This is a genomic window from Prevotella intermedia ATCC 25611 = DSM 20706, assembly GCF_001953955.1.
Lineage (GTDB): Bacteria > Bacteroidota > Bacteroidia > Bacteroidales > Bacteroidaceae > Prevotella > Prevotella intermedia.
This window is the reverse complement of the sequence record NZ_CP019300.1, coordinates 1601319-1617834: the sequence shown is the minus strand read 5'-3', so window position 1 is coordinate 1617834 and position 16516 is coordinate 1601319. Positions and strand designations below refer to the sequence as shown.

At 45.2% G+C, this 16516-nt stretch carries 16 protein-coding genes; 7 read left to right on the top strand and 9 right to left on the bottom strand.

Annotated features, from left to right (window positions below; genetic code table 11):
• Positions 1 to 14 precede the first annotated feature (14 nt).
• From BWX39_RS06985 to BWX39_RS06975, 3 genes are read left to right on the top strand one after another with little or no spacing between them, the layout of a single operon-like run.
• On the top strand, positions 15 to 1958 hold the full coding sequence (locus BWX39_RS06985) for a glycogen debranching enzyme N-terminal domain-containing protein (protein ID WP_028905055.1): 1944 nt from the start codon (positions 15 to 17) through the stop codon (positions 1956 to 1958).
• Between the two features lie 17 nt (positions 1959 to 1975).
• Positions 1976 to 3247, top strand: coding sequence for a glycosyltransferase family 4 protein (locus BWX39_RS06980; protein WP_028905054.1), 1272 nt, complete (start codon positions 1976 to 1978; stop codon positions 3245 to 3247).
• A 52-nt stretch (positions 3248 to 3299) separates the two neighbouring features.
• On the top strand, positions 3300 to 4697 hold the full coding sequence (locus BWX39_RS06975; protein ID WP_028905053.1) for a glycoside hydrolase family 57 protein: 1398 nt from the start codon (positions 3300 to 3302) through the stop codon (positions 4695 to 4697).
• Positions 4698 to 4805: 108 nt separating this feature from the next.
• Here the strand turns inward: BWX39_RS06975 and BWX39_RS12825 are convergent, their stop codons facing one another.
• From BWX39_RS12825 to gap, 4 genes are all read right to left on the bottom strand, one after another.
• Positions 4806 to 5027 carry a hypothetical protein gene (locus tag BWX39_RS12825; RefSeq protein ID WP_076123306.1) on the bottom strand — a complete coding sequence of 74 codons (222 nt, stop codon included), beginning with the start codon at positions 5025 to 5027 and terminating at the stop codon, positions 4806 to 4808.
• Positions 5028 to 5174: 147 nt separating this feature from the next.
• Positions 5175 to 6113 carry a diacylglycerol/lipid kinase family protein gene (locus BWX39_RS06965; protein ID WP_028905052.1) on the bottom strand — a complete coding sequence of 313 codons (939 nt, stop codon included), beginning with the start codon at positions 6111 to 6113 and terminating at the stop codon, positions 5175 to 5177.
• 26 nt (positions 6114 to 6139) lie between these two features.
• On the bottom strand, positions 6140 to 7069 hold the full coding sequence (gene miaA / locus BWX39_RS06960; protein WP_028905051.1) for a tRNA (adenosine(37)-N6)-dimethylallyltransferase MiaA: 930 nt from the start codon (positions 7067 to 7069) through the stop codon (positions 6140 to 6142).
• 84 nt (positions 7070 to 7153) lie between these two features.
• Positions 7154 to 8173: a type I glyceraldehyde-3-phosphate dehydrogenase gene (gap, locus tag BWX39_RS06955; protein WP_028905050.1), complete on the bottom strand. Its 1020-nt coding sequence runs from the start codon at positions 8171 to 8173 to the stop codon at positions 7154 to 7156.
• A gap of 224 nt (positions 8174 to 8397) precedes the next feature.
• Here gap and mscL point away from each other — a divergent pair, with 224 nt between their 5' ends.
• Positions 8398 to 8778, top strand: a complete 381-nt coding sequence (gene mscL, locus BWX39_RS06950; RefSeq protein ID WP_028905049.1) for a large-conductance mechanosensitive channel protein MscL — start codon at positions 8398 to 8400, stop codon at positions 8776 to 8778.
• Positions 8779 to 8849: 71 nt separating this feature from the next.
• Here the strand turns inward: mscL and BWX39_RS12490 are convergent, their stop codons facing one another.
• From BWX39_RS12490 to BWX39_RS06925, 5 genes are all read right to left on the bottom strand, one after another.
• On the bottom strand, positions 8850 to 9080 hold the full coding sequence (locus BWX39_RS12490) for a hypothetical protein (RefSeq protein WP_076123297.1): 231 nt from the start codon (positions 9078 to 9080) through the stop codon (positions 8850 to 8852).
• A gap of 108 nt (positions 9081 to 9188) precedes the next feature.
• Positions 9189 to 10730 (bottom strand): glutamine-hydrolyzing GMP synthase, encoded by a 1542-nt coding sequence (guaA, locus tag BWX39_RS06940; RefSeq protein WP_028905048.1) that lies wholly within the window; start codon positions 10728 to 10730, stop codon positions 9189 to 9191.
• Between the two features lie 46 nt (positions 10731 to 10776).
• Complete coding sequence (locus tag BWX39_RS06935) at positions 10777 to 11574, bottom strand: nucleotidyltransferase family protein (RefSeq protein WP_028905047.1); 798 nt, start codon at positions 11572 to 11574, stop codon at positions 10777 to 10779.
• 113 nt (positions 11575 to 11687) lie between these two features.
• Positions 11688 to 13241 carry a RapZ C-terminal domain-containing protein gene (locus BWX39_RS06930; RefSeq protein WP_028905046.1) on the bottom strand — a complete coding sequence of 518 codons (1554 nt, stop codon included), beginning with the start codon at positions 13239 to 13241 and terminating at the stop codon, positions 11688 to 11690.
• On the bottom strand, positions 13241 to 13483 hold the full coding sequence (locus BWX39_RS06925; protein ID WP_028905045.1) for a hypothetical protein: 243 nt from the start codon (positions 13481 to 13483) through the stop codon (positions 13241 to 13243). The genes BWX39_RS06930 and BWX39_RS06925 overlap by 1 nt, the downstream gene beginning before the upstream one ends.
• Positions 13484 to 13948: 465 nt before the next feature.
• Here BWX39_RS06925 and BWX39_RS06915 point away from each other — a divergent pair, with 465 nt between their 5' ends.
• The 3 genes from BWX39_RS06915 to BWX39_RS06905 are packed head-to-tail and all read left to right on the top strand — an operon-like array spanning position 13949 to position 16511.
• Positions 13949 to 15193, top strand: a complete 1245-nt coding sequence (locus tag BWX39_RS06915; protein WP_028905044.1) for a sigma-54 interaction domain-containing protein — start codon at positions 13949 to 13951, stop codon at positions 15191 to 15193.
• Positions 15174 to 15704 carry an LptE family protein gene (locus BWX39_RS06910; protein ID WP_014709832.1) on the top strand — a complete coding sequence of 177 codons (531 nt, stop codon included), beginning with the start codon at positions 15174 to 15176 and terminating at the stop codon, positions 15702 to 15704. Before BWX39_RS06915 ends, BWX39_RS06910 begins: the two co-directional genes overlap by 20 nt.
• A 36-nt stretch (positions 15705 to 15740) precedes the next feature.
• Positions 15741 to 16511 carry a hypothetical protein gene (locus BWX39_RS06905; protein WP_028905043.1) on the top strand — a complete coding sequence of 257 codons (771 nt, stop codon included), beginning with the start codon at positions 15741 to 15743 and terminating at the stop codon, positions 16509 to 16511.
• Positions 16512 to 16516 lie beyond the last annotated feature (5 nt).

Genomic DNA, 16516 nt, shown 5'->3' with positions numbered 1-16516 from the left:
AAAACGAGAGAAATATGGGATACCTTAAATTTGAAAAAGCTTTGATGACGAACCTGCAAGATTCCCTGCCAAGAGAGTTGTTGCGCACAAATCGGTCAGGAGCATATTCTTGTTCTACAATCGTAGATTGCAATACCAGAAAGTATCATGGACTTCTGGTTGTGCCTGTTCCCGAATTAGACAACGAGAACCACGTACTGTTGAGTTCGCTCGACCCAACAGTGATACAGCACGGAGCAGCTTTCAACCTCGGATTGCATAAGTATCACGGAGGAAATTATAGCCCGAACGGACACAAGTACATTCGTGAATTTGATTGCGATAAAGTACCTACCACTGTATATAGGGTAGGTAATGCGGTGCTGAAAAAGGAAGTAGTGTTGCAATGCTACGAAGAACGCATACTTGTGCGTTACACTTTGCTGGAAGGGCAGGGCACAACCCTGTTGCAGTTCCGTCCTTTCCTCGCTTTTAGAAGCGTGCGCGAGTTTACCCACGAGAATGCTGCCATAAACCGTGAATACCACAATGTTGAAAACGGAATAGCCACTTGCCTTTACGAAGGCTATCCGCAACTGTTCATGCAGTTCTCAAAAGACAACGAGTTTCATTACGAACCCTATTGGTATCGTGGCTTGGAATATCCCAAGGAGCAAGCCCGAGGCTATTATTCAGACGAGGATTTGTATGTTCCCGGCTATTTTGAAATGAAGATAAAGAAAGGCGAAAGCATTGTTTTCTCTGGCTCAACGTCGGAGATAAAGACATCTACGCTAAAGCGAATCTTCGATGAAGAGGTTGATTTACGACCTCCGCGCGACAACTTCTTCCATTGTCTTGTGAATGCTGCCCACCAGTTTCACAACCGAAAGAAGAACGACGACCGCTACATACTTGCCGGCTATCCTTGGTTCAAGTGTAGGGCACGCGACCAGTTCATCGCCTTGCCTGGACTTACACTAAGCATTGAGGAGCAAGATTACTTTGAACTTGTTATGGAAACCGCCGAAAGAGGTTTGCGGGAATTTATGCAGAACGAACCGCTGACGGTAGAAATACAGGAAATAGAGCAACCCGATGTGATTTTGTGGTGCATCTGGGCAATTCAGCAATATGCAAAAGAAGCTGGAAAAGAGAGTTGCTTGAAACTCTATGGCGATTTTCTGCGAGATATGATAGCCTACATTGAAAACGGAAAGCACCCCAACTTGTTCTTGCATACCAATGGTTTGCTGTACGCAGAAGGCAAAAACAAAGCCATAACGTGGATGAATGGAATGATAGACGGCAAGCCTGTAAATCCACGTTCGGGCTATATCGTAGAGTTTAATGCCCTTTGGTATAACGACATAAAGTTTGTAGCGTGGCTGTTCGGCGACACTTCCGAAACCGAATATGCAGCACATTTAGAAGAAATGGCAAGCTTGTGCAAGGACGCATTTGTTGCAACGTTCTTGAATAACTACGGTTATCTGTACGATTATGTAGACGGAAACATGGTAGACTGGAGTGTTCGCCCGAACATGATATTGGCTGCTGCACTCGATTATTCGCCGTTAGAGCAGAGTCAGAAGAAGAGTGTGGTGGACATTTGTACACGCGAACTGCTTACACCGAAAGGTTTACGCTCGCTTTCGCCAAAGAGTGGGGGATACACGCCTGTCTGTGTAGGCGACCAAGACCACCGCACCCGTATCTATCATCAAGGCACAGCGTGGCCGTGGTTGGGCGGTTTCTATCTCGAAGCCTGCCTGAAGCTTTACAAGCGCACCCGCTTGAGTTTTGTTGAACGACAGCTGATAGGTTACGAAGACGAAGTTACGAGCCATTGCTTGGGCACTATTCCCGAGTATTTTGATGGCAATCCGCCCTATTCGGGACGCGGTGCAATATCGTTTGCAATGAATGTTGGTGAGGTGCTGCGTACGTTGGCACTACTCGAAAAATATAAATATTAAGATTAGGAGGACACAAAATGAAAGTATTAATGTTCGGTTGGGAGTACCCACCACATGTATTTGGCGGATTGGCGACTGCTAATTTTGGTATTTCAGAGGGCTTGCACGCACAGGGAGACATAGAGACTACGCTCTGTCTGCCGCACCCTTTTGGCGATGAAGATAAGACTTTTGCCAACATCGTGGCGATGAACTGCGTGCCCATTGTGTATCGCGACATCAATCACGACTACCTGAATTGGCGATTGGGCGACATTATGGACACCGACTTATATTACAAGTTGCGCGATAATATCTACGCCGATTTCAGCAATATGAACGTGAGTGATATTGGTGCGATGGAGTTTGCGGGTGGCTATCCTGCCAATTTGCACGAAGAGATAAACAACTATTCCATTATAGCAGGTGTGGTTGCACGTGCCATGGATTATGATATTATCCACGCCCACGACTGGCTTACCTTCCCAGCAGGTATTCACGCCAAGAAAATATCGGGAAAACCGCTGTGCATTCACGTGCATGCGACCGACTTCGACCGCTCTCGAGGCAAGGTAAATCCTACGGTCTATGCGATAGAGAAAGACGGAATGGACAATGCAGACTGCATTATGTGTGTGTCGGAACTTACCCGACAAACCGTTATCAAGCAGTATCATCAGAACCCAGAAAAGGTGTTCACGGTGCACAACGCCGTATATCCGTTGCGAGAAGAGGTGGCAAACCTGCCACGACCTTCGCACAAAGGAAAGGAGAAAGTGGTAACCTTCCTCGGTCGTATCACGATGCAGAAAGGACCAGAATATTTTGTCGAGGCTGCCAATATGGTGCTGCGACGCACACGCAACGTTCGTTTTTGTATGGCAGGGTCGGGCGATATGATGAACCAAATGATAACTTTGGCTGCCGAACGCGGTATTGCTGACCGTTTCCACTTCCCAGGTTTTATGAAAGGCGACCAAGTTTATGAGTGCCTGAAGGCATCAGATGTCTACGTCATGCCGTCGGTGAGCGAACCTTTTGGTATATCTCCTTTGGAGGCAATGCAATGCGGAACGCCCACCATTATTTCAAAACAAAGTGGCTGTGCCGAGATTTTGAACAACTGCATAAAGGTGGATTACTGGGACATAGAGGCGATGGCAGATGCCATGTACTCTATCTGCCACAACGAAAGTATGTTCGAGTACTTGTCGGAAGAAGGAAAACGAGAGGTAGACAATATAACGTGGGAGAAAGTAGGTGCATGGATTCGCGAACTTTATCTCCGTACATTGGGGTGGAAACATTAAGGCGAGAAAGGCTGTATCAATCAAAATCAACAACATTTAAAACCAAGAAACAATGAAAACAATTTGCTTATACTTCGAGATACATCAAATTATTCACTTGCGTCGTTATCGTTTCTTCGATATTGGCACAGACCATTATTATTACGACGATTACGAAAACGAACGCAGCATTACCGATATTGTGCAACGCAGCTATATACCTGCCCTCGACACACTGCTGCAAATGATAAAAGACAGCAACGGTTACTTCAAGGTAGCACTCTGCCTTTCGGGTGTGGGTATAGAGAGTTTGGAGCAGTATGCCCCCGAAGTGATAGAGAAAATACAGGAACTTGCCAAGACAGGTTGTGTGGAATTTCTTGCCGAACCCTATTCGCACGGCTTGGCTGCATTAGGCAATGAAGACAGCTTCAAGGCAGAAGTGAAACGACTGAGCAAGAAGATTAAGGAGTATTTCGACTACACACCGAAGGTATTGCGCAACTCTTCGCTTATTTACAGCGACGAGATTGGACGAATGGCTGCCGAGATGAAGTTCAAGGGAATGATAACCGAAGGCGCAAAACACGTATTGGGTTGGAAGAGCCCTCATTATCTTTACCATTGCGCACTTGCACCACAGCTGAAGCTTATCTTGCGCGACGTAGCCCTGAGCGACGATATATCGCTCCGCTTCAACAACTCGGAGTGGGAGGGATACCCACTGTTTGCCGACGACTACATCAACAAGATAGCATCGCAACCCGACGAAGAGCAAATCTACGGCATCTTTATGAACCTTACCGCATTGGGCATTGAGCAGCCCTTGCACAGCAATATACTTGAGTTTTTCAAGGCTTTGCCCGAATGTGCCCGCCAGCGTGGCATAAGTTTCTCTACCCCTACGGAGATTTGCGAACGTGCCAAGAGTGTGGGAGAGCTTTCTGTTCCTTATCCGTTAAGTTGGCGCGACGAGGAACGCGACGTTAGTACGTGGCTTGGAAACTCTATGCAGCGCGAGGCGTTCAATAAGCTGTATAGCATCGCCGACAGAGTGCGCATTGCCAACGATTCGCGTATTAATCAGGACTGGGACTATCTGCAGGCGAGCGACAATTTCAGTGCAATGAGCACAAAGCCTGTGCCTGTGGGTGTAGACCGTGGCATTTACAGTACGCCGTTCGATGCTTTCACCAACTATATGAATATTTTGGGCGACTTTATCAGTCGTGTAGATGCGCTTTATCCTGCCGATATAGACAACGAAGAACTGAACGCTCTGCTGACTGCAATACGCAATCAGGCGAGCGAAATAGAGACAAAAGAGAAGGAAAAAGTGTTGTTGAAAGCCAAAGCAGAGAAGCTGGCGAATGAAAACGACAAGCTGCGGGCAAAGTTAGAACAATACGAAAAGAGCGATAAACCAAAGAAAACAAAGGCAGCTACAACGAAAAAGGCTGCAAAGAAGTAAGAGCGAAGGCAAGCATTGGTGTTTGTCAAGACTTTAATATAGCAAGAAACATTTACGGGATTGTCTTTGAATAGGCAATCCCGCATTGTTTTCTATAAGGTAAATCTTCTAATGGAAGGGTGGAAAATCTTCGCCTTGATTGTATGAAGAAAATCCCATTGCAAGGTAGTATGAGTGCGACAGTTTTGTAAAGATAATTTCTTTAAAAACCGATAATTTCGATTTGACGTTGCGAAAGCGGCTGTTTTGCGCTGCAAAACCTACGCTTTTACCGTGCAAAACAGCCGCTTTTGGAATGCAAAACAATAGGTTTTGCAAAGCGTTGGTAATAAGATAGTTACGTAACGATTATGCTTGTGAAAAATATTTACACCTTTTTCGCCTTTTTTCTGCTCGTATTGAATGAATAAATATTGCTGTACTTTAAGTTCTATGGCACAGCAATAAGTGCAAAATCAAGGACTCTACACCGATAAACTATGCAGGTATAAGGAAGTTGATAACCTCTTTTTCTACCATTACCTTAAATGGACCGACAGGCGTTTTTGCCATCAGTCTGCCGTCTATGCCAATAAGCGTGCGTGGCTCTACGTGTATTGTGGCTTCTTGTGTGCGATAGGGGTGCACACTTCTGTGGTTCAAGAACTTGCCACGCAGGAAGAGATAAATGCCTTCGAACAGTTGGGTTACTTCGGGGTGGTACACCACCGAGACATCTAATTGTCCGTTGTAGGGCACTGCGTTGGGCGTTTGTCCGTAGCCAAGGGCATTGCCTAAGCAGACCGTCATAACCTTACGCTTTATTTCGTCTGTATTTATTTTGATGTGCATGTGGAAGTCCAAACGTTGGAAAGCCAAGAGAATGAACGAGAATATGAACGAAAGGCTGCGCGAACCGAACAGGTTGCGTGTACGGCGGCGAAGGTTCATAATGGTGGCAATAAGTCCGATGTTGATGCAATTAAGGAAATAGCGGTGGCAGCCTTCGCCCTCTCGGTTTTTGTAACGAATGCAGCCAAGGTCTATTTTGCGCACACGGCGTGCCTTCAACCACTCGATGGTCTGTTCGATATTGTCTTCGTCGAATCCCCAGAAATGGGCAAAGTCGTTCATAACACCATTGGGAATTACGCCCAATACGATGCTGTCGCGCACTTCTTTCTTCTCTTGCATCAGGCAATTGACGGTGTCGTTGAGTGCCGAATCGCCACCGAAGATAACGATGGTACGGTAGCCGTTGCCTATCATCATACGGATAAGACGGTCTACACCTGCCGAACTTTCGCTCTGAATCATGTCGAAAGCGATGTTGTGTGCTTTAAGGTAACGCTCTACACGTTCCCAACGCTTTTGTGGACTGCTCAGCAATCCTCCTTTCGGGCAATAAAGTATGCCCCATTTCTTTTCGTCTACCATATATATTATCTCGTTTGAACCGTTTTTTATGCTTTTTCGATGAGTGTCTGGACGTGTGCAATCTTTTCGTTCAGTGGTGTTGCAGCATCTATCCAATGAATGCAGAACCCACGTCGCTCCATTCCTCTGAACCACGTCATTTGTCGTTTGGCAAACTGATGAATGGCTATTTCCAAGTTGTGGTACATTTCGTCGTAGCTTAATTTGCCGATAACGTATTGTGTAACGAACTTATATTCCAAGCCATAGTAGATGAGGTCGTCGGCAGGAATGCCCGAGTCGAGCAGTGCCCGCACCTCGTCGACCATACCTTCGTCCAACCTTGCCTTCAAGCGACGGCTTATTTTGCGACGGCGTTCGTCGCGGTCGATGTCTACACCGATAATTATCGAATCGACAGCAGGCATCGAACGGTCGGGCGTAGGGTGTTCCAGCTCGTAGGTTTCTATCTCAATGGCACGAATGGCACGGTTGGTTGTATCAACATCGGTGCGGTTGTGCATTGCCGAATGGTTCTTTGCTTTCAGTGCAGAAAGAATTTCGGTAAGTTCGGCGAGCGACTTTCCTGCCAACGAAGCGCGCAGAGCATCGTTCTGCGGAACTGGCGAAAGAGCGTAACCCTTCAGCACTGCCTCGACGTAAAGTCCTGTTCCGCCACATAGTATAATGGGTTTTCCACGCTTGGCAATGTCGGCATAGGCGGTTTGGAAATCCTGCTGATACTGGAAAAGATTGTATTTTGTGCCTGGTTCGGCAATATCAATCAGGTGATAGGGCACTTTTATGCCGTTCACCTCATAGTCGGCAAGGTCTTTACCCGTACCGATGTCCATACGACGATACACCTGACGGCTGTCGGCACTGATTATTTCTGCTCCCATTGTGGCAGCTAATGCAGTGGCAAAAGTGGTTTTCCCGCTCGCCGTTGGTCCTATTATCGTAAGCATCTTCTCCATTTTATTGCACAAAAATAATAAAAAAAAGCCATTCGGCAATAAACCGAATGGCTTTTTAATATGTTTTCTTATGAAATTGGAAGATTAGCCATTAACTTTTGCCATGTGCTTAATCAACTCTACAACCTTGTGTGAGTAACCAATTTCGTTGTCGTACCAAGATACAACTTTTACGAATGTGTCTGTCAAAGCGATACCTGCCTTAGCGTCGAAGATAGATGTACGTGGGTCGCCGAGGAAGTCAGAAGAAACCACTGCATCTTCTGTGTAACCGAGAATACCCTTCAATTCGCCTTCAGAAGCTTCCTTCATGGCAGCGCAAATCTCTTCGTACTTAGCTGGTTTAGCCAAGTTTACAGTAAGGTCTACTACTGAAACGTCCAATGTAGGAACGCGCATAGACATACCTGTGAGCTTGCCGTTGAGTTCAGGAATTACCTTGCCTACTGCCTTTGCAGCACCTGTTGAAGAAGGAATGATGTTGCCTGAAGCAGCACGACCGCCACGCCAATCCTTCAAAGAAGGACCGTCTACAGTTTTCTGTGTAGCTGTTGTAGAGTGAACGGTAGTCATCAAACCGTCTGTGATACCAAACTTGTCGTTCAATACCTTAGCGATAGGAGCCAAACAGTTTGTTGTGCAAGATGCGTTAGAAACGAACTGAGTTCCCTTTACATATTTTTCGTGGTTTACACCGCAAACGAACATTGGGGTGTCGTCCTTTGAAGGAGCAGACATAACAACGTACTTAGCACCAGCTTCGATGTGAGCTTGAGACTTTTCCTTTGTAAGGAAGAGACCAGTAGACTCTACAACGTACTCTGCACCGATTTCGTCCCACTTCAAGTCAGCAGGGTTACGCTCTGCAGTTACACGGATAACGTTACCGTTTACGATGAGCTGAGACTTTTCAACATCAGCTTCGATAGTACCATTGAAAATACCGTGCATAGTGTCGTACTTCAACATGTAAGCAAGATAATCAACTGGGCAGAGGTCGTTAATACCAACTACAACTACGTCTTTAGCGTTTGCCTCTTCAAGACTTGCGCGGAATACGAAACGACCGATACGGCCAAATCCGTTAATACCAATTTTAATCATTTGTCTTTATTTAAAGTGAATACTATATTACCTATAAGTTTATTTCAAGAGAAAAGTAATATTTTTTATCTCTTCGTATGCAAAGTTACAAAAAAGTTCTTATATTTGCAACCGAAAAGAGTATTAAACATTATTAAATAAAGATGTGTTGGTAGGATAACTTGACTTATGTTAATTGAAAAAGATTGTAGGTTTTCTTGCAGCATTGATTAAAATTTTATCTTATGGCTTTTATTAAAGAGTTCAAGGAATTTGCCATGCGTGGTAACGTAATGGACATGGCTGTCGGTGTTATCATTGGTGGCGCGTTTGGAAAGATTGTATCTTCGTTGGTAGACGATGTTATGATGCCGATTATCGGTGTGCTGACAGGTGGCGTAGACTTTAGCAAAGTGAGCATAATGGTAGGCGATGCTGAAGTTAAGTATGGTATGTTCATTCAGAATGTCATCGACTTCCTTATTATCGCAGTTTGTATCTTTGCAATGATTAAGGGTATGAACAGCCTTTCAAAGAAGAAGGAAGAAGAACCAGCTGCACCTGCAGAGCCTTCTAACGAAGAAAAATTGCTTGGCGAAATTCGCGATTTGTTGAAGAACAAGTAATGGATATAGCCTCTTGAGAGGGTAAACTGAAACAATAAAGGCGCATCGTTTTCGATGCGCCTTTATTGTTTCTATAGAATATTATTGATAGCATTGATTTCCTTTTTCTTGCTTAAAACTGATGCTGAAAACACCTTTGGTTTTGTAAAGATAATTTCGTTGAAAAATGGTAATTGCGTTTTGGCATTGCGAAAGCGGCTCTTTTGCAACGCAAAACCTACGCTTTGACCGTGCAAAAGAGCCGCTTTTGGAATGCAAAACAATAGGTTTTGTAATGCATTGATAGCGAGTTTGTTATGCAATAGAAACTCTTACGAAAATTGTTTACGGTTTTATGGACTTCTTTTCGTCCATAAAATGGATTATTCCCACTGAGGTTTCTACTGCTTCACCTTTATTTTCATTGTGTTTTATTCCCACTCAATGGTTGCGGGTGGCTTTGAAGAAATATCGTAGCAAACGCGGTTCACGCCCTTTACTTTATTGATGATTTCGTTTGAAACCTTTGCCATAAAGTCGTAAGGGAGTTGTGCCCAGTCGGCTGACATTGCATCGGTGCTGGTTACGGCACGCAAGGCAACGGGGTGCTCGTAGGTGCGTTCGTCGCCCATAACGCCTACGCTGCGGATTGTAGACAAAAGTACGGTGCCTGCTTGCCATATCTTATCGTAAAGCACTTCGCCGTCTTCGCAAACATAGTTGTGCATATTTTCGATGTAAATATCGTCTGCTTCTTGGAGAATACGCACTTTCTCGCGGGTAATATCGCCAAGAATGCGCACTGCCAAGCCAGGTCCTGGGAATGGGTGACGCTTGATGAGGTGTTCGGGCATACCCAACTCGTAGCCCACACGGCGTACTTCGTCTTTGAACAACCATTGTAATGGCTCGCAAAGCTTCAAGTCCATTTCCTCTGGAAGGCCGCCCACGTTGTGGTGACTCTTGATAACCATTCCTGTAATGCTTAGACTTTCGATGCGGTCGGGGTAGATTGTGCCTTGTGCCAACCACTTTGCATCGGTTATTTTCTTAGCTTCGGCATTGAAAACTTCTACGAAATCGCGACCGATAATCTTGCGCTTCTGCTCTGGGTCGGTAACTCCTGCGAGGTCGGTAAAGAACTTCTCTGACGCATCGATGCCGATAACGTTCAGTCCTAATCCCTCGTAAGCCTCCATAACCTTCGTAAACTCGTTCTTGCGGAGCATGCCGTGGTCTACAAAAATGCAGGTAAGGTTCTTACCAATGGCACGATTGAGCAGGGTTGCACATACCGATGAATCAACGCCACCCGATAGTCCGAGTATCACGCGGTCGTTTCCTAACTGCTCTTTCAGTTCTTTCACGGTTGTTTCCACATACGAAGCAGGACTCCATTCTTGCTTACTGCCGCAAATATCTACTACGAAATTCTTCAAAAGAGTTTTGCCTTGCAAGCTGTGGAACACCTCTGGGTGGAACTGAACTGCCCACAAAGGCTGTGTTGTTGAGGCGTAAGCAGCAAACTTAACGTCGCTTGTAGAGGCAATAATCTTGCAGTCGGAAGGAATGGCGGTAATGGTATCGCCGTGGCTCATCCATACTTGCGAGTTCTTGTCGAAGCCGCGGAACAATGGATTATCTGTATCAACGGTTGCCAAGTTGGCACGTCCATACTCACGAGTACCTGTTTGTTCTACCTTGCCACCGTTCTTATGCGAAATGTATTGTGCACCGTAGCAAATGCCAAGTACAGGAACTTTGCCCACAAACTGGCTTAAATCCACTTGGAACGCCTCTGGGTCGTGAACCGAATAGGGCGAACCTGAAAGGATAACGCCAATCACCGATGGGTCGTCCTTAGGGAACTTGTTGTATGGAAGAATTTCACAGAACGTGTCTAATTCACGCAATCGGCGACCAATTAGCTGGGTTGTCTGTGAGCCGAAATCCAAGATGATGATTTTTTGCATATTCTGTATGTTGTTGTTTTTTCTGTTCTTTCGTTGTCGTTATTGCCTAATAGCCTAATTGTTGTGCAAAGGCGTCAGCTTCGGAGAGCGTATCCAACTTGCCAACGTCCATAAGTTTAAGGTCGTTTTTCACCTTTCCGACGAAGTGTAAGTCCTTTGCATACTTCAGATAAAAGTCCATTATGGGGAACTTCTCGGGACATTCGTTCATTGTTTCAAATACTTTTCTGCCAACAATGTGTATTCCAGAGAAAGCAAAAAGCGTGTAACCGTGTTGCTCGTTGGCTGCATTGGTGTCGTTGTAAGGCTGCGTGAAGGTAAGATTATGTAAGATTTTGTAAGGCGATTTTACTTCTCCTGTATCTGTGTTAGTCCAACCTACCAAGCGCATAGCTTTGTCGAAGATAAGATAACGCTTTGTTTTTCGTGGACTTACAAGTAGTACGGCGTCAGCCTTTTGTGTTGTTTCTGCTTCGCAAGCGTAATCGTATAGTGCGCGTAAGTCTACATTACTTAATATATCTACGTTGTGAATGAGTACAGGTTCGTTGGTATTGAAAAGCGATACTGCTTTTTTTATTCCGCCTCCTGTATCGAGCAGCATTTCCGATTCGTTGGAAATGCGAATGTCTGTGCCGAAATCGTTTTGCTGTAAGTATTCAATGATTTGATTGGCAAAGTGGTGTACATTCACAACCACACGTTGGCTGCCCGCCGCAACCAATTGTCTGACGACGTGTTCTATAAGCGGTTTGCCCCCAACCCTAACCAATGCTTTGGGCATTCTGTCGGTCAGAGGTTTCAGACGTGTGCCAAGTCCAGCGGCAAATATCATTGATTGCATTGTCTACTGCTTTTAATGCGTGCAAATTTACTAATTAAATTTCAGACAGCAAAGAAATAAACATATAACCTTGAGGGTAGTTTTAAAGTACCAAAGAAAGGAAATGTATTCCTCTAAGTTTCTTTTGGATTGGCTTCCAATACCTGTTCTATGCCTTGCTCTCGGTGCGTAATGCGCACTTCGATACCATATTTTCGGTTTAAATATTCTGCTAAATGCTGTGCACTGTATACGGAACGGTGCTGTCCGCCCGTGCAACCGAACGAGAACATAAGGTCGGTGAAGCCACGTTGCATATAACGTTCCACGTGATGCTCGGCGAGTTTGTAGACTGGACGAAGAAATTCCAAGATTTCGCCGTCGTCTTCCAAGAAGCGAATAACCGACTCGTCGAGTCCCGTAATCTTTTTATAAGGTTCGTAACGACCGGGATTGTGCGTGCTGCGACAGTCGAAAACATAGCCTCCGCCATTGCCCGAAGTGTCTTCAGGAATACCGTTTTTGAACGAAAAGCTAAACACTCGCACCACCAAAGGGCCTTTTCCGTCGTACTTAGAGAAGGTTGCGGGACCGTCCAATGGGTTTGCCTTGTACACATCTTTCTCGGCAACCTTGTAACCGTCGGTTCTGTTCTTTGCAGGTTGTTCGATATGAGCGAACTGTGGTAGCTGTGTCAGCCTTTTCAACATATCCAGCATATACGGATAAGGGAACACTTTCTCGCCCAAACTCAATACATCGCGGAGGTTCTGAATGGCAGGCGGAATGGAATCGATAAAGTGTTTCTTGCGTTCAAAATAGCCACGGAAACCGTATGCGCCCAACACTTGCAGCAAACGGAAGAGTACAAACAGCGAAAGACGGTTTACAAAATGGCGTTTCGATGGCACTTCGGTAAAATGCTTCAGACTGTTATAATACTCGAAAACCAATTCGCGACGCAGTTTGAACGGATATTTTGCACTTGCCTGCCACAGAAACGAAGCAAGGTCGTAGTAGTAAGGACCTTTCCGTCCGCCTTGGAAATCAATGAATTGTGGCTTTCCGTTGGCATCGAGCATAATATTGCGTGCTTGGAAATCGCGATAAAGAAAGGCGTCCATCTTCTCCGATGTAAGGTCTTTTGCAAACATTCGGAAGTTAGCCTGTAACTTTAACTCGTGAAAGTCAAGCTCTGTGGCTTTCAGGAAACAATATTTAAAGTAGTTCAAATCGAAGAGAACGGTTTCTTCGTTGAACTCGGCTTGCGGATAGCAATAGCTGTAATCCAGCCCACGTGAACCACGAAGTTGGAAGTTGGGCAGTTCTTTTATCGTCTTGCGCAGCAATTCCTGCTCTGCAAGATTGTAGCGACCGCCTGCTTCGCGTCCGCCCCGAATGGCATCGAAAAGCGATGTTACGCCCAAATCGGTTTGTAAATAGCGTGTTTCGTCTTTAGAAACAGCAAGTATATGTGGTACAGGCAGTTGTCGTTGTGCGAAGTGTTTGGCAAGATAAATAAAGGCGTGGTTCTCGTCCCGACTCGTGCCGATAACGCCAATCACCGATTTCCCCTTGTCGTCAGTAAAGCGATAGTAGGTTCGGTTGCTGCCTGCACCAGCCATTTTTTCTATGTTTGCAGGAGCGTTGCCTGCCCATTGCTTGTATAGTTCTACGAGTTTTTCCATTACTTTGTATCTTCCTTTTCGTCGTTATCGTCTTCGTTGTCGTCTTCTTCGAGGCCTTTTAAAATTTCCTCTGCTTGTTTTTCGCCTCGTTTTTTAAAGTCGTACTCGCGCAAGAAGCCGTCAATAAGCAACAAGATAACCATAATGCCTGCGGTTATCCAAAAGTTCTGTGTAATATAATAGAGTCCTCCGATGACGACGAAGAACACTAAAAACATTTTCCAATTAACCTTTATCTTCATGCTACAAAGTTAATCAAAAGTTTTTAGATAAAGAGCAATGTTTTCAGAATTATTGCTGTTTGCTGAAACTTGAAGCATAGCAAAAGACCTTATTAAATAGGTGAGAAAAGGCGAAAGATATGTAAATATTTTTCATAACAATATCTTTTGCGTAACTGCTTTATTATCAACGTTTTGTAAAACCTATTGTTTTGCGTTCCAAAAGCGTAGGTTTTGCACGGTAAAAGCGGCTGTTTTGCATCGCAAAACCTACGCTTTCGCAATGTCAAAGCGCAGTTATCACTTTTTAACGGAATTATCTTTACAAAGTCAGAGCGAAACCTTCCGTCAGTTTTTCTGTATTATGGGAGAAGCGCAGGTATATTCGTAGGGGTTTCTGGTAAGTCAAAAGAAAACTATTAGTGTTTGTTAAACTCTGCCAAAATTGCAGACTTTTAAAAATAAATAGGTAAATTTGTCAGCCAAATGAACAATACAGAACTTCAACGCATAAAACAGCGTTACAACATAGTGGGCAACTGCAAAGCACTGAACCGAGCTTTAGACGTGTCGTTGCAGGTTGCACCAACCGACCTATCCGTACTTATCGTTGGAGAAAGCGGTGTGGGTAAGGAAATTATTCCCCGCGTCATTCACGACAATTCACCACGAAAGCGGGAAAAATACTTTGCCATCAACTGCGGCTCCATACCCGAAGGAACGATTGACAGCGAACTCTTTGGACACGAAAAAGGCTCGTTTACGGGTGCCATTGGCGAAAGCGACGGCTATTTCGGCACCGCAAACAAAGGCACAATCTTCCTCGACGAAGTGGGCGAACTGCCTTTGGCAACGCAAGCCAAGCTATTGCGTGTGTTGGAAACAGGCGAATACATTCGTGTAGGAGGGCAGGAAGTGCGCAAGACCGATGTGCGCATAGTGGCTGCAACCAACGTTAATATGCGCAAGGCGGTGAGCGAAGGAAAGTTTCGTGAAGACCTGTTTTACCGTCTGAACACCATTCCTGTCCAGATGCCGCCGCTTCGCGACCGTGGCGAAGATATTCTTTTGCTGTTCAGGCTCTTTGCTATGCAAATGGCAGAGAAGTATCGCTTGCCCAAAATAACACTGACCGACGATGCAAAACAAATAATGTTGCACTACAAATGGCCAGGAAACGTGCGACAGCTGAAGAACATTACCGAGCAAATGTCGGTGTTGAGCGAGCAGCGTGAGATAACGGCAGATATGCTGACCGACTTTATTCCGCGCGACCCCGATAGCACACAGCTTGCCATTATTGAAAAAGGTGGAAAGCATAGCTACGAAAGCGAGCGCGACATACTGTATCAGATACTTTACGAGCTGCGTGGCAATGTGAGCGACCTGCGCCGCGACTTAAACACAGTTCGCAAGCAATTGGAAGAAACACGTGCGTTGAACGGAGCGAGAGGATTTGAGCCTTTGCCCGAGAAACATCACGAGGCGATGCCCGTTCCTGCCAAACACGCTGTTGCAGAAAGCCCTGCTTCCGACAGCTTGATAGAGTTTGCAGAAGCCGAAGAAATATCAGAACCCGAAGTCTTGAACCTCAGCGATGTGGGCAGACAGATGGTTGAGAAGGCTTTAGAACGCAACAACGGCAACCGAAAGAAGGCTGCACAGGAGTTAGGTATCAGCGACAGAACGCTTTACAGACGAATTAAGCAATATGGCTTGGATAGTAAATAAAACAAGAAAAATACACCTTATATATATAGTGGTGGCACTGATGTGTCTTACTGCTTGTTCGGTGAGCTATAAATTCAATGGCGCAAGCATCGATTACAGCAAGGTGCGCAGCATTCAGATAGCCGATTTTCCAATTCGTTCTGCTTATGTGTGGGGACCAATGGGACCTATGTTCAACAACAAACTGAAAGATGTCTTTGCCAATCATACCCGCTTGGAGCAGGTGAAACGCAATGGCGACTTGAAGATTGAGGGCGAAATAACACAGTATCAGCAGCGCAACAAGAGTGTTTCGAGCGAGGGCTATTCGGCTCAAACTGAACTTTCTATCACCGTGAACGTGCGTTTCACGAACAACAGCAACCATAGCGAAGATTTTGAAAGGCAGTTTACGGCATCTGCCAGCTACGATACCACAAAGAGTTTGAACTCTGTGCAGGAAGAGTTGGTAGAGCAAATGGTGAAAGACCTTACCGACCAGATATTCAATGCAACCGTTGCCAATTGGTAAAAACAATCGTTACAGCATTGTAAAGAAAACAATAATATGGATATAGCACATTATTTTAATCACCCCGAAGACCTGAACAAGGAGACGTTATACGACCTCCGAAGTCTTATTGCGCTCTATCCGTTCTATCAGCCAGCACGGGTTTTGCTCCTGAAGAACCTGTTTCTGCTGCACGATTCTACGTTCGACGAGGAGTTGCGGCGCGCTGCCATCTACATCACCGACCGTAGAATACTCTTCGACCTTGTAGAGTCTGCTCATTATCAGCTGCGCACATCGGTTGCCCAAGAAGCTGCACCGACTGCCTCGAAAGAAGAAACGGCTCCGAAAACAGAAGCCAACAGAACCGTTTCGCTTATTGACAGTTTTCTCGAACAAATTCCGAAAGATGTTGAGGAGGCTGCTGACAGTGGGCGAAAGCCTACCCCTGCCGATGCAACAGTAGACTATGTAGCCTTCCTAATGCAGTCGGAAAAGCAGGAAAAGAAAGAAAAGACAGTACCCGAACTGCGCGGACAAAGTCTGATAGACGACTTTATCTATAATGAAGGCGGTAAAATCGTTTTGCAGGAAGATACAGAATACGAACCCGAAGCCACAGAAGAAAGCAGTGCAGAAGAAGTAGAAATAGAGGAAAATGGATATTTCACCGAAACTTTAGCACGAATTTACATAAAACAAGGCAGATATTCTAAGGCATTGGAAATAATTCAGCGATTAAATTTGGTATATCCGAAAAAAAATCGTTACTTTGCAGACCAAATCCGATTTTTGGAGAAATTGATAATAAACAATAATAAAAAATAGCACAA